Origin of the sequence: Pseudomonas congelans (assembly GCF_900103225.1) — a bacterium.
Lineage (GTDB): Bacteria > Pseudomonadota > Gammaproteobacteria > Pseudomonadales > Pseudomonadaceae > Aquipseudomonas > Aquipseudomonas congelans.
In genome coordinates, this window is sequence record NZ_FNJH01000005.1 from 106,649 (window position 1) to 120,711 (window position 14,063).

The window sequence follows — 14,063 nt, forward strand, 5'->3', positions numbered from 1 at the left end:
AAGGGAACCCCGTCATGAACGACACAGCACTGCCCAATGACCTGCGCCTGGACACCGTACGCATGGCCTACCAGTCCGGCCAGGTATCCCCGCGTCAGCTGATTCTGGCGCTGCGCGAGAAAGCCGCCCGGCTGAACAGCGATTATCACCTGTTCATCCACCTGCTTAGCGCGGCTGAACTCGAGCCTTACCTGGCCGCGCTGGATGATCGCGATCCCAGAGACCTGCCGCTGTTCGGCGTGCCCTTCGCGATCAAGGACAATATTGATCTGGCAGCCATTCCAACCACCGCTGCCTGCCCGGACTACGCCTACACACCCGAGCACTCGGCAAGCGTCGTCGCGCACCTGATCGCACTGGGTGCCGTGCCCATGGGCAAGACCAATCTGGACCAGTTCGCCACAGGCTTGAACGGCAGCCGCTCGCCCTATGGCGCCTGCCCCAACAGCGTGTTGAACGAGTACCCGTCTGGCGGTTCGAGCGCCGGCTCGTCGCTGGCCGTGGCACTGGGGGTCAGCAGCTTCTCGCTGGGCACCGACACTGCCGGCTCGGGCCGAGTGCCCGCGGCACTGAACAACCTGGTGGGAATGAAAGCCAGCAAGGGGCTGATTTCCACAGCGGGTGTGGTGCCCGCATGCCGCACGCAGGATTGCGTCTCGACCTTCACCGCCACGGCGCGGGAAGCCAGCGAGCTATTGGCACTGATCGCCGCATTTGATCCGCGCGATGAATACAGCCGTCGCAACCCGTTATGGAACGACGCGTCTGCGTTCGGCACGCCTCGTCCGTTTCGTTTCGGGGTACCCCGCGCCGAGGACCTGCAGTTCTTCGGCTGTACCGAGGGGCCGAAGCTGTTCAGTGCAGCCATCGACCACCTTATCGCGCTGGGTGGCGAAGCGGTCAGTGTGGACCTGTCACCGTTTCTCGAAGCGGCGCGGTTGTTGTACGAGGGGCCGTGGGTGGCCGAACGCTACAGCGTCGCCGGGCAGTTGATGGAAGAACGCCCTGACGCGGTATTGCCGGTGATTCGCGACGTGCTGGCCAAGGCTCCACAGGTCAGCGGGGTGGATACGTTTCGAGCGCAATACCGCCTGCAAGCGCTCAAGGCGACGTGCGATCGGGTACTTGAAGGCCTGGAGTGCGTGGTGACGCCGAGCATCGGCCGCCCGGTGACATCGGCAGAGCTGGCGGCCGAGCCGGTGTTGCGCAATTCGGAACTGGGCTACTACACGAATTTCGTCAACCTGCTCGACTACGCCGCCGTCGCCGTGCCCAGCGCGTTCATGGGCAATGGTCTGCCGTGGGGCGTGACGCTGTTCGGACGGGCATTCACCGATCAGTACCTGCTCAGCCTGGCAGACGCCTTGCAGCGGCAAACCGCCCTGCCCCTGATTGGTGGCGAAGCACCTCGGCCGCCTATGCCGCAAAACACTGCACGCAACGATATGGCGCGCTTGGTGGTCTGCGGTGCCCATCTGGACGGACTGGCATTGAACTGGCAGCTCAGGCAACGCGGCGCACGCCTGCTGGAAACCACGCAAAGCTCGGCCGACTATCGGCTGTATGCCCTGGCCGGAGGTCCGCCCTTCCGGCCTGGCATGGTGCGGGTGGCCGAACAGGGCGTGGCCATCGATGTGGAAGTCTGGGAGCTGCCTAGTATCGAGTTGGGGTCGTTCCTGACCGGCATTCCGGCACCGCTCGGGCTGGGCAAGGTGCAATTGGCCGACGGCCGCTGGGAGACCGGTTTCATCTGCGAAGCCTATGGCCTGGAGGGCGCCCGCGACATCAGCCATCTCGGCGGCTGGCGTGCGCACGTACAACCGCAGTAAGCGCAAGGCGGCATGCTGGGGCGTGCCGCCTCACTCTTTCAGCGCGACGGGAAGTCGCAATACATAGTTATGACCTTCCCGATCGCGCCTCCCGAAATAATGGGCATTCATTCATTTTGACCACACGTCATGAATCCCATCTGGAGTCCGCTTCGCCAGGACACGCTGTTTCACCCGTCCTCTTTACTGCTGGAGCAAACCAGCGTTCTGCGCCCCGAGCACAGCAGTAGCAGACACGACACGCTGAACGCATCAATGCCGTTTATACTGCCGGACGGCTTTCCAGCGCCCGAACCAACGCCGTCGCCTGCGGTGGCCGAAGAAAGCGAGCCGGAAGACACCGCGCCACATATCGAGCGACAACTCAGCGCCATGCGTAACAGCGCAGGTTTCCAGCTGATTGCCGATTCGACGTTGCTCCTGAAAGCCTGCCAACTGGACATGGACTTTCCACCGACCCGACAAGATTACGTTCGCCAGCAACTGACCACGCTGCTCACGCAGAAGAGCGGCAAGGCACTCGATCCGGACGCCCTGCAGATCACCTTCAGCAACGATGACCGACCTGCTGTGGACGACGATGGGCACGAGCATTACAGCGTCAGCCTGTCGCTGACCGATGTGGCGCTGGCCAGCTTCGCGCCCGAGCATTTCCAGGCGCTGTCGCGTAGCACCCTTGCCGACCTCACACTGTGCGAAGACACACCCGCGCTGACGGCAGCGCAGATGTTCAAACTGATTGGCGAGCTGCCGCTCAAGCGCAATTACAACACTGTACTGGAGGCGTTCAAGGCCCGACACGAGGCAACCTGGCGCACATTGTCGCGGCTGGCGTTCCTTGACAACCTGGCTCGACAGCTCAAACACAGACACATCAGTCGGGACGGCTATTGGCTGGCGCTGGACGCAATGGGGCTTGACCGCTTTCCCGTCGACACCAACAGGCTGAGCCTGAGTGGACGAGGGGAAAAATCCGAGGTCCGGGTTCTGACGCTGAATGGCAAACAGGTGCGGGAGATATTTCAGATCAGCTCGAAAACCACATCACACTGTTTCATTCACATCCTGGGTGCCAAGGGTAACGTCATCGAATACATCAGCGATGATCCACACCAGATGAGCAGCCGATTGTTGGCAGCCATGAACGCCTCAGGGCTGTACGGTCAGGTCTTTCTGTCGCTTGAGCAGCATGCAGGTATCGTTGTCGAGGCGCCGCTGATCGAAGGCGACCTGTTCACCGCACTGACCCAGGCTTCGTTTGCCGGGGTTCTTGCCGACAGCCACGCGCGCAGCACGCTCGACCTGCTCAGACCAGTAGCACGCAGCCTGGCGCTGGCAGGTGCAGCAGACCTGTGGCAGACACAGCCAACCATTCTGCAGCAGATACCGGTTGCGTCGAAAATGGCCGGGCAAGTCATGGCGGGCTATCTACAGGAGAACTATGCGCTGACGCTCAACCCCGAGCAGGTGTTCATCGCTTATCAACCCGGCTATTCGAGCCAACCCTTGGGCAACCCTCGGCTGCCGCCTACGTATGTTCACACGCCCGACCCAAGGCCGATCAGCCTGAGCGAGGCGCTGATCAGCAATTACCGAGTCGATCATCCGGCTGGCTACATCGATCACGGCGGCGCCACCGTGGTGTTCTTCGACCCCACCGGCCAGGGCGACAGTGAGCAGGGGCAGGCGCTAGCTATCAACCCGCAGGCGCTCGAGGACTACATCAGAGCCTTCGACTTTCTGACCTGGATGACCCAGCGTATCCACGACTTCTGGGATCAGCAGAGAGCCGCCATAGAACAGGCGTTCAGAACCGCCTTCATCAGCCAGGCACTGATCAGCCTGAAGCGCGGCAGCCTCACGCGCGGCACCTTTGATCTGCTCGTGGACACTCTCGCGCACCCTGCTCCTCATAACTGGCGGTCACTCGGTTTTTTCGTTCAGGGTGCGTTGACCGACGGCATGCAACAGCAGTACACCGGCCTGCTGGTACTTGAGCAGCCGGGCTTGCCGAACGTGCTTTATCAGGTGGGCCACGCCGATGCGTTCATCGAGTTTGCAGATGACACGACGCTGAAGCAGCATCTGAGCCGGGCAACGGCCAATCCGCAATGGCGTGAGGCGGTCATGCGTTATGTTCCCCGCCGTCATCACCAGCGCCTGGGCTACCTGCTCAGATTGTGGGGCGGGACACAGGCACCCAACCCGCCCGTTTCCATCCTTCGCCCCTGGGCCGACGCGCTGTACAACCCGGACACGCGCCAGGCCATGAGCCACTCGTTGTGTGAGAAAAGTCTGGAGAGCACCCCATTTGCTTTTCTGCATCAACTGCTCAAGCAAAACGCGCTGGATGACGCAGAGGATCAGGTCGTCACGTCAACGCAGGTAACACTGGCGGACTGGACCGACCGGCTGCAGCAGTTGCAGCGGCTGCTGGTGCCGATGTCCTTGTTGCTGACACCTGCGCTCGTTGCCTCCCTGGCGACGGAGATTGGCATCACGTCGATGGCCATTGCTGCAGCCCATCTGCCGGGCAGTCGTTACGCAGAGAAAAACCAGGCGCTGCTGGCCACGTTGACGCTGGGCTTGCTGCAACTGGCTCCGCCCACGCCAAGGCTGCTGCGCTCACTGAGCCGAATCGTCAAACCTGCCGTGAGCAGTTCCCAAACCGTAGCGATTACGCTCGATCGGGCGTTCGGCACCCGGCCGTTGCGCAGGCAATTTGTCACGCCGCGCCAGACCCGTCTGGAGAAATTCTTTCACAGCGACGCCCTGCTCAAGCGCTGGACTGTCAGCACTGCCGTCTCGTCAAACCTGTTGCAAGTGCACGCCTGGAAGCTGGGAAGAAGATTCCTTTTATGGACGTCCGACAGAGGTCAGGCGCGGACGCTGGTGGTCAGCAGCCACGGGTACTACACGCCGTGGTCCCGAACCGTGAAAATCCCCAATGGCACCGAGATTCGCACCTACGCACCTCATGGTTACGAACTGATCGACCCGAAACTGCATCGAGTCGTCAACAAGAATGCCCGGCCATTCGCACGCTCAAACACGGCAGAGCACAGCGTGATGCAGCCTACGCCGCTTGAACCACTGTTTCTCACCGACAAATTGATAGCAGGCACGTCGCTGCCCGGCAGACTGAAGAACTACAGCCTGTCCAAGTTTCAGACGACGACCAGCGAGAGCTATGACGAGATCGCAAGCGTGGTGGGCAACTCACGCGCGTCGCCCCTGCGCGGCTGGTTGCCGCCGACGCCGATGGATGTTCTGACCGTGCGCAACCGCTTCGGCATGCCCCCGCCATCGCTGGCCGACCTGTTCGAAAGCCTGTCCATTCATGGCATTCATTACGACAGAATATTGCTGGTGCACTGCCGGTGTGCGGCGATATCGGCGCTGATGAACCGCTCACCCGTCTATCATGCCCCGACAGCAAGCTCGGTGATTGCTAATATGGCCTGAACCGAATACCCCGACCATCCAGCACGGCGCTTACCTCCGACATGACAACGGCTTCTCCTGACACCGCGCTGTGCCCCTTGTGCGGCTTCAGCAACCAATGCAGCCTGGCCGATCCGCGCACCGTGGACCAGCCCTGCTGGTGCTTTTCGCAAAGCATCGACCCTGCATTGCTGGCAGCCCTGCCGGATAACCTTCGCGACAAGGCCTGTCTGTGCCCGCGCTGCGCCGGGATCGAGGATGCGGCACCGCTTCCCCAGGCACGCCGGGCCACAGAGTAAGATGCACACCCCGTCCTCTGCTCGCCGTTATCGCCATGCGCCTTGATCGTTTCCTCAGCAACTTGCCACGCTTCAATCGTCAGCAAGTGCGCCTGGCGCTGGCCAGTGGACGGGTGCAGGTAGACGGTCAGGCAACCCGCGACCCGCATCACGAAGTACGCGAGTTCAGTTGTGTGGCGCTTGATGGGGAAATCCTCCAGGCAGGCAAGGCCCCTCGCTACTTCATGCTGCACAAGCCTCAAGGCTGCGTCAGCGCGACGAGCGATGCGCAGCACCCGACCGTGCTCGACTTGCTGGACGAGCCTGACAAGCATGAGCTGCACATCGCCGGACGGCTGGACTTCAACACCACCGGCCTGATGCTGATTACCAACGATGGTCAATGGTCGCGACGCCTGACTCAGCCGCAGACCAAGATGCCCAAGGTGTATTACGTCGAGACCGAACAACCGATCGACGAACGCTACGCCGCGAAGTTCGCCGAAGGCCTGTATTTCGCATTCGAAGGTCTCACCACACAGCCGGCGCAATTGACCTTGTTGGGGCCGCGCAGTGCGCGCCTGAGCATTGTCGAAGGCCGCTATCATCAGGTGAAACGAATGTTCGGCCACTTCGATAACAAAGTGTTGCGCCTGCATCGGGAAAACATCGGCGCGCTGGCGCTGGACCCCGGCCTGCGCCCAGGCAGCTATCGCGCGCTGAACGCCGGAGAAATCAGCCTTTTTTGACGCCTGGCGGACGCTGGTCGGATCGGCACGGGCCTTTGATCGACTATCGCATGTCTGTCACGAAACGCGGGCAATGTCATAGGCACGCATACCTGTCTACGCCAGGAGTGAAAACTATGTCGCCAGAAAAAGCAGTGCTCGACATACAAGGACAATTTCGGGTTTATACCGAGCTCTATCGCACCGACGTCGCCGCCAAGACCATCATTATGGTCAACGGCTCACTGGCCACCACGGCGTCATTTACCCAGACCGTCCGCAACCTCTACCCGACCTTCAACGTGGTGCTTTACGATCAGCCCTACTCGGGTCGATCCAAGCCTCACAATGAACACCGAGCGCCACTGTCGCGGGAAGAGGAAGGCCAGCTCCTGCTGGAACTCATCGACCATTTCAACGCCGAGCACGTGTTGTCGTTCTCATGGGGCGGCGCAGCCACGCTGGTTGCCTTGGCGCATCGGCCGAAACGCATCGAAAGCGCGGTGATCAGCTCGTTCTCCCCAGTGATCAACGAGAAGATGCATGACTACCTGTGTCACGGCATCACGCATCTGGGCGCGCATAACCGTTATGACATGGGCCACTTGATCAACAACACCGTCGGCAAGCATCTGCCTACGTTGTTCAAGCGCTTCAATTTCCGTCATATCAGCAGCCTGGATACTCACGAGTATGACCAGATGCATTACCACTTCAGCCAGGTCCTGGAGCTCGACCCGGACAATTACCTGACCGCAGGCAAGAACATCACTGTCCCCGTCCTGTTCATCAACGGCGCCCTGGATGAATACACCTGCGCGCACGACGCAGCACAGTTCTCCCGGTACCTGCGCCATTGCAGCTTCAGCACCATCGACGCCACAGGCCACTTTCTGGACATGGAACACAAGGCCGCCTGCCGCGACTCGAAACAGGTGCTGATGAACTTCCTGCAACCGGCACAGGTGTCACGCGACGTGCATAACCGCGCTTGGGGCTATCCGGCCCTGACCTTCTGAAAACCACACACGAAGCCACCGTCAGCTGCGGAGCATTGTCATCTGACGGTTGGTTTTCAGGGTGAGTATCAGCATGTAAAGCGCTGTGGGGTGAAATTAGCGCTTCAAATCGGGGCAGGGTTCTGGTACAAAGTCAGCCGCTCAGAGCGGGTCTCAGAGCGGGTATAGTTTAGTGGTAAAACGAAAGCTTCCCAAGCTTTAGTTGAGGGTTCGATTCCCTCTACCCGCTCCACTTCAGTCCGTCACAAAATCTGCTTTGCCCTCCTGAAATTCGCCAGTCCTACTTTCCACTCAAGTATCACCCTCTCCCCGCGTTCACTCTTAGATAGCAAATCCATCAGAAACACCTCAATGCAACTCAAACATCGAAGTCATTGCAGTAGACCGGCACTGACTTTCCCCACCCCCGCCTCTCCCGGCACCCGCGCCTTGGCTTCTTCCGCCGAAACCGGCACCACCAGATACTGCCGATACTCACGGAACGCCTGCAAGGCAGAGGCGTCCTGCGGGCGATAGTCGCCGCCGCTATCCTGTTGCTGATTCGCCATACAAGGCCTGCCTATCGCGCTCATACACGCATCATTGGCGGCTTTTGAAGCCGGATCGAACAAGGCGAACGCCGTGCCTGGCTGGTCCACATCGTTATACAGCGGGTGAGCCACGTTCTCGAAGTCATTTCCCTCGACCAGCAGCTGTGACGATGAGGTGCGCGACATGATTGCGCCTTGATAGGTCATGCGCTGGAAGACATTGTTGACCAGCTGGGCACGAACCTGCGCATTGTTCATGCCGCCTGAATGCGGTGCTCTACCTGAGGTATCGTGAACGTAGTTTCTCGACAGCGTCAGCGTGTCCTGACTGCCGAGGAACAGCCAGACCCAGTAATGATGACCGTCACAAGTAGATGAATACGGTGTACGGCCATCGAACTCGTTACTGGAGAGCGTCACGTGAGAGGCCGCGCCCCAGCCAGTCACGATCATCTGTCTGCCGATCCGCGCGAAGGTATTGTGATCGATCCAGACGCCATCAGCCTTGTTCAGGGTCAGCGCATCACCGCCCCATACGACACGTGGATTGATATCCGAGAGCGTCAGGTTGCGAACGATCACGTTATGCGCGCCGTCGCCAATGAACAGTCCGGCGCCCTGAATACCTGCCTTGTCGCCAACCCCGATCAACGTCTTGTTGGAGCCGACTTTCAGTGGTTTCAATCCCGCGTTGTCGTAGGTCACCATGACGCGTGGCCTTGATTGGCAGAAGTCGTTGGCGCCATTCAGTGCAAGTTGCTCACCCCCCTGCGGGCACGGCTTCACTACGCAGCCAGGCTCGGTGGTTGTGGTATTGCCGTTGGCAATTACGCTCGCGCGGAAGTCAAACGTATGGTCCAGAACAATCACTCGCGGTGTGTCATCGGTGCAGGCACCACGTGAGTCATGCGACGCACAGAGTGCTGATCGAAGTTCATCCAGCGTGGAAGGATGTACGGCAGCAGCGGAGCCTCCACCGGTCACGCCCTTGGCGAAACCTTCAGGCATGTCTGCTGCCCGCAAGCATTGCGCGCCTGACAGGAGCAGAACCAGAGTGGCGGCGATCTTCAGATAGCCGCTTTGCAAAAGAGATCGCAGGGGCGTCATCGGTTGAGCTTCCCGTCATGCTCGCGGGATTCGCGAGGACAATCTGGATGCTAAACGGACTGCGGCCTGGCCTGCTTCGCTTCCATGGAGCTGGTCAGCCTGCGTTCAGGCAGCCTCGCTCACGAAAACACCCGCTCCATCCTGACGCTGTCAATCCCGCGCCCATGCCCGTCGACATCGACCGAGACCACGGCAAAGCCCAGGTTCGAGTAGAACCCCTGAACATGCTGACTGGTATCGATAAAGGCTCGGGTGACGCCCGGTAACGCCTGCATGCGTTGCAGCCGGGCCTTGGTCAGAAATCGGCCAAGGCCGCTGCCGTGGTGGCCGCTGATGACCATGCCCCAGGTCAGCTCTGCCACTTCAGGGTTTGCCAGCACCAGGTATCCACCACAGGCGACAAGCTCGCCGTCACGCTCGGCTACGAAGTACTGGCCCAGCGGAGCCATCAGAAAACGGGCAAATTGCTCGCGCTCCGCAGGGTCGAAGTAGCGCGGGACGTTGCTGTCGAAGATATCCAGACAACGCTCACGATCTGCGAGGGTGTATGGCCGAAGCATGTCCATGGCAGGCCCGTTGTGCAGGAATGATTAAAGTGCCTGGCGAAATATATCCTGAATCTGCTCAAGATCGGCAGGACGCGGGTTGGTCAGGCCACAGGCATCTTTCAGGGCATTGGTGGCCAACACCGGGAAGTCTTCCTCCTTGACGCCCAGCGTAGCAAGGCCTGCCGGGATCTCCACAGCAGCCGACAATGCACGAATGGCGTCGATGGCCGCCTGAGCGCCTTCTTCCGGAGAGAGCCCACGGATGTTGCTGCCCATGGCGTGCGCAACGTCGGTCAGGCGTGCAGCGCTTACGCTGGCGTTGAAGCGCTGCACATGTGGCAGTAATACCGCGTTGCACACACCGTGTGGCAAATCATAGAAGCCACCCAACTGGTGCGCCATGGCATGCACGTAGCCCAGTGAGGCGTTATTGAACGCCATGCCAGCCAGAAACTGGGCATAGGCCATGTTCTCGCGGGCTGTGATGTTTGCTCCGTTGTTGAATGCGTCGCGCAAATTGTTGGCGATCAGCGCCATGGCCTGCAAGGCGCAGGCATCGGTGATCGGGTTGGCAGCCGTGGAGACATAGGCTTCAATTGCGTGAGTCAGGGCGTCCATACCGGTGGCGGCGGTCAGCGACCTAGGCATGGCGACCATCATGTCGGGATCATTCACCGATAACAGCGGCGTGACATTGCGGTCGATGATCGCCATTTTTACGTGCCGCGCTTCGTCGGTGATGATGCAGAAGCGGGTCATTTCACTCGCGGTGCCGGCGGTGGTATTGATGGCAATCAGCGGCAGCTGCGGTTTTGCCGACCGGTCGACACCCTCATAGTCACTGATGTGCCCTCCATTGCTGGCGCACAGGGCAATGCCTTTTGCGCAGTCGTGGGGCGAGCCACCGCCCAGCGATATGACGAAATCGCACTCGCGCTCCTGCAACAAGGCCAGGCCGTTCTCGACGTTGGCGATGGTCGGGTTGGGGCGGGCACCGTCGTACACGACCGAGTCAATGCCCTGCTCCACCAGCAGCCCGGCGACCTGACTGGCTACTCCAGCCTTGGCGAGTCCCGCATCCGTGACGATCAGAGCCTTGCGAAATCCGTATTTGTGTATGGCGAGCATGGCTTCATCAATGCAGCCAGTGCCGATGATGTTCACAGCGGGGATGAAAAAGGTGCTGATCATGACGGACCCTCGTGGGTAGCGCGGATGCTTGGGTGATAAACCAAGCATCCGCCTAGCGCGAGGTACAACCATTGACCCAGCGCAACGAAGCAGTCAAACGCCAGACCGTTGGTCGCAGACTCTTCGGCCACTGCGCACAGGGCGGCTATTTTCAGCCTATAAAGCCGTCGCTCCTGAGGAGGGTTTCCAGGCAATGCTCGCTGATGCCGTAGAACGTCTTGAGCTCCTGAATGCGTGCCAGCAACTGGGCCGGATCGACCGGCTCGGCACGCTTGACCGCGAGGATCATCTTGTTCTTGTTGGTGTGCTCCAGCGAGATGAACTCGAACACCTTGGTTTCGTAACCGCATGCCTCCAGCAACAGCGCGCGCAGGCTGTCGGTGACCATCTCGGCCTGCTGGCCCATGTGCAGACCGTATTGCAGCATAGGTTTCAACAAGGCAGGGCTCTGGATCTGCAGACGAATCTGTTTGTGGCAGCACGGCGAGCACATGATGATCGAGGCGCCGGAGCGAATGCCCATATGAATGGCATAGTCTGTCGCGATGTCACAGGCGTGCAGCGCGATCATCACATCCAGCGCGCTGGGCGCCACTGTACGCACGTCACCCTGCGCAAAGGTCAGGCCTGGATGATCGAGCTTCGCCGCCGCCTCGTTGCACAGCGTGACCATGTCCTCGCGCAGCTCCACACCGCTTACCAGCCCTTGCGCCTGCAAGGTGTTGCACAGGTAATCGTGGATGGCGAAGGTCAGATACCCCTTGCCTGAGCCGAAGTCCGCGACCTTGATCGGCTGATCGAGCTTGAGCGGCGATGAGCTCAATGCATGGGAAAACACTTCGATGAACTTGTTGATCTGCTTCCATTTGCGCGACATGGCCGGAATCAGCTCATGCTGCCGATTGGTCACACCGAGGTCGGTCAGGAATGGCCGGGTAAGCTCCAGGTAGCGCTTCTTCTCGCGATCATGCCCTGCCGAAGGGGCCTGGCGTTCCTGCTGAGCCTTGCTTTTGAACAGCGTCGTCTTGCCCTTCTTGCTGAACTCAAGCTGCACCTCGTCGCTCAGCGACAGCAGATGCGCGTTCTTGAACGACGCGGGTATCAGGCCGGCAATGACCTCCACGGCTTCAGCAAGCGCGAAGTTGCTGGTGATATCGCGGGTCTTGTAGCGATACACGAAGCTCAGGCAGGGCTGCCCCTTGACGGTCAGCGGCTTGATGATAATCCGCTGCAGATCGGCCTCGCTGCCCACGTGTTTGGCCAGGACCAGCTTGACCAGCGAGTTCTGCGACAGGCTGATGTCCAGCAGCCCCAGGAACTGCGCAAGGTGATCGGTCGCAGTGCCGGATGACGTGGGGGTAATGACTGACATTGAAAATGTGCCTCAAGTGTCCCGACCGGGACTCGAAAAAACCAGACCGGCATTTTAGGCGCGTCGGCACGTCAAGGGCACCTCTAATTTTCAGCGACCACGCCGACTGCTCGCACGGTCCTTACACCCATGCGAAACGCATATACCCGTTAAAAAAGATTTGCGCCGAAAACCGCACGCCTTTACTTGCGCGGCATAAAAACACAGTGGTAGTCGCAGTGGCTGATTACAAAAATCAGATAAAACGTCGCTTTGGGCACAAGAGGCCAAAAAGGTTTACAACTCGCTCTACAACTTTCTGGATCGGATCGTGTGACGAGCCAACTCTTCTGCACTGATCAGCCAGCTTGTCGAACAACTGAAGACGTACATGACATCGTTCCACGATGTAACGCGCATCCTCTGACGCACCTTTGCTTTTATCCCAGCACCACCAACCTGTTCGGCAGTTCATTTCTGCCGTGGGTCACGGGAACATGATCGGCAAGCAACTCGCCACAGGCATGGATACAGCCGAGAAACCCCTGCAAAGTCTGTCCATCTCTGACCTGTTGAGTAAACACGTCGACCATCGCCTTCCAGGTATCGTTGTGCAGACGACTGGCAATACCATGGTCAACCAGGATTTCGACATACCGTTCGGCCTCGCTGACAAACACCAGAATGCCGGTTCCGTCGTGGGTCTTGTGCAGGTTCTGTTCGAGAAACTGGCGGCGCGCGAGGTTTCCGGCCCGCCAGCGCCGCACCGAAAGCGGCACCAGCAACGCCGAGACCTTCGACAGACGACATACCAGTGCCACGATAATGAACGTGCTCATCTGCGCGAGCATCAACTCGTCCGCGCTCAGCCATTGAAGGCAGTAATTGATCGTGCCCGGCAGCAGCAGGCCGATCAGCCCGGCCCAGATCAGCGGCATGTAGGCATAGTCATCGGCGCGTGAAGCCAGCACTGTGACCAGCTCGGCGTCAGTGCGCTGCTCGACGCGGTCAATCGCTTCGGCAACCTGCCGCTGTTCGTCTTTGTTCAGTAAAGCCATGGTTCCCTCATTCCCGAATCAATCAGCTACCAGTTGCCTGAAGCACCGCCACCGCCGAAACGTCCGCCACTGCGATCAGCGGCTCTGTCGCGCGAGGACCGGGTGGCGCCACCGCGTCTGACGCTGATGATTACAATCCCCAGCACAATGAGCGTCAACACGATACCGATCAACCAGACCTGGTCGTTATTGGTCTGTTCGCCATATTCGGATATCTGCCTGGTCGGCTCAGGGTAATCGGGTATCTGCCCACCCAATGCCGCGATGATCGCGCGCGTGCCGCGCTCTATGCCGATGGCAAACCGGTTGTCGTCAAACTCCGGGGTCATCAGCATGTCGATGATAAGAGAAGCCTGGGCGTCATTGAGACGATCCTTCAGAGCATCGCCGACCTCCATGAATACCTTGCGCTTGTCGCGATAGACCACCAGCAGAACACTGTCATCCTTGCCGTGCAGCCCCAGGCCCCAGGTGTCACCGAGCCGGGAGCCGAACTCTTCGATGCTCGTGCCCTGCAGATCAGCGAGGGTCACGACCACCACCCGCTCCCCGGTCGCCTTTTCATGGGCACTCAGAAGTCTGGCCAGACGAACCGTAGTCTGGCTGTCGAGCATTTGTGCGGCATCCACCACACTGCCGGTCATCGGCGGAAAAACCAGTGCGGATGGCTCCGCCTCGGCACGCAATACCCCTCCCAACAGCATCACCACGTACAGCATCCACTGTGAAACAGACTTCAAAATCCAGACCTCCAGTGTTTTTTTGAATCCATTGAAACGACCCGCCTTAGCCAAAACACAAGTTCCCCGGCATAATCCACCGCCAACACCTGAAGCGATCACTATTTCATCGAACAGGGTCTGTACAAAAATCATTCAAACCGCCATTTTCGTACACACCTTGGGGAGACTTCGTACAGTGAAGCGGATAGCAACTATCCTTGCATCCCGTGCGAACCATAACGCCAAAGGTCCATAACC

The 14,063-nt window shown here is 59.6% G+C and carries 11 protein-coding genes and 1 tRNA gene; 6 read left to right on the forward strand and 6 right to left on the reverse strand.

Going from position 1 to position 14,063, the window contains the following annotated elements; translation table 11 throughout:
* Positions 1–14 precede the first annotated feature (14 nt).
* From atzF to BLR20_RS17790, 6 genes are all read left to right on the forward strand, one after another.
* Complete coding sequence (gene atzF / locus BLR20_RS17765; RefSeq protein WP_010437071.1) at positions 15–1,829, forward strand: allophanate hydrolase; 1,815 nt, start codon at positions 15–17, stop codon at positions 1,827–1,829.
* A gap of 129 nt (positions 1,830–1,958) precedes the next feature.
* On the forward strand, positions 1,959–5,294 hold the full coding sequence (locus BLR20_RS17770) for a dermonecrotic toxin domain-containing protein (RefSeq protein WP_054993455.1): 3,336 nt from the start codon (positions 1,959–1,961) through the stop codon (positions 5,292–5,294).
* Between the two features lie 41 nt (positions 5,295–5,335).
* Entirely contained in the window at positions 5,336–5,572 is a 237-nt protein-coding gene (locus BLR20_RS17775) for a cysteine-rich CWC family protein (protein WP_032614827.1), read from the forward strand.
* Between the two features lie 35 nt (positions 5,573–5,607).
* The gene (locus BLR20_RS17780; RefSeq protein WP_010433878.1) at positions 5,608–6,300 is read left to right on the forward strand and encodes a pseudouridine synthase; all 693 of its coding nucleotides are present in this window, start codon (positions 5,608–5,610) and stop codon (positions 6,298–6,300) included.
* 116 nt (positions 6,301–6,416) lie between these two features.
* A complete protein-coding gene (locus tag BLR20_RS17785) occupies positions 6,417–7,298 on the forward strand; it encodes an alpha/beta fold hydrolase (protein ID WP_054993456.1) in 882 nt (293 codons plus the stop codon).
* 158 nt (positions 7,299–7,456) lie between these two features.
* Positions 7,457–7,530 (forward strand) — tRNA-Gly (locus tag BLR20_RS17790).
* Between the two features lie 139 nt (positions 7,531–7,669).
* Here BLR20_RS17790 and BLR20_RS17795 read toward each other — a convergent pair.
* The 6 genes from BLR20_RS17795 to BLR20_RS17820 form a co-directional block, all read right to left on the reverse strand.
* Entirely contained in the window at positions 7,670–8,935 is a 1,266-nt protein-coding gene (locus BLR20_RS17795) for a pectate lyase family protein (protein ID WP_054993457.1), read from the reverse strand.
* A 119-nt stretch (positions 8,936–9,054) separates the two neighbouring features.
* Positions 9,055–9,501: a GNAT family N-acetyltransferase gene (locus BLR20_RS17800; RefSeq protein WP_054993458.1), complete on the reverse strand. Its 447-nt coding sequence runs from the start codon at positions 9,499–9,501 to the stop codon at positions 9,055–9,057.
* Between the two features lie 24 nt (positions 9,502–9,525).
* Positions 9,526–10,674, reverse strand: a complete 1,149-nt coding sequence (yiaY, locus tag BLR20_RS17805; RefSeq protein ID WP_032614818.1) for an L-threonine dehydrogenase — start codon at positions 10,672–10,674, stop codon at positions 9,526–9,528.
* A 151-nt stretch (positions 10,675–10,825) separates the two neighbouring features.
* Complete coding sequence (locus BLR20_RS17810; RefSeq protein ID WP_054993326.1) at positions 10,826–12,046, reverse strand: class I SAM-dependent methyltransferase; 1,221 nt, start codon at positions 12,044–12,046, stop codon at positions 10,826–10,828.
* A gap of 419 nt (positions 12,047–12,465) precedes the next feature.
* Positions 12,466–13,083 (reverse strand): TPM domain-containing protein, encoded by a 618-nt coding sequence (locus tag BLR20_RS17815; protein ID WP_010433894.1) that lies wholly within the window; start codon positions 13,081–13,083, stop codon positions 12,466–12,468.
* A 26-nt stretch (positions 13,084–13,109) separates the two neighbouring features.
* Entirely contained in the window at positions 13,110–13,802 is a 693-nt protein-coding gene (locus BLR20_RS17820) for a TPM domain-containing protein (protein WP_054993325.1), read from the reverse strand.
* Positions 13,803–14,063: the final 261 nt, after the last annotated feature.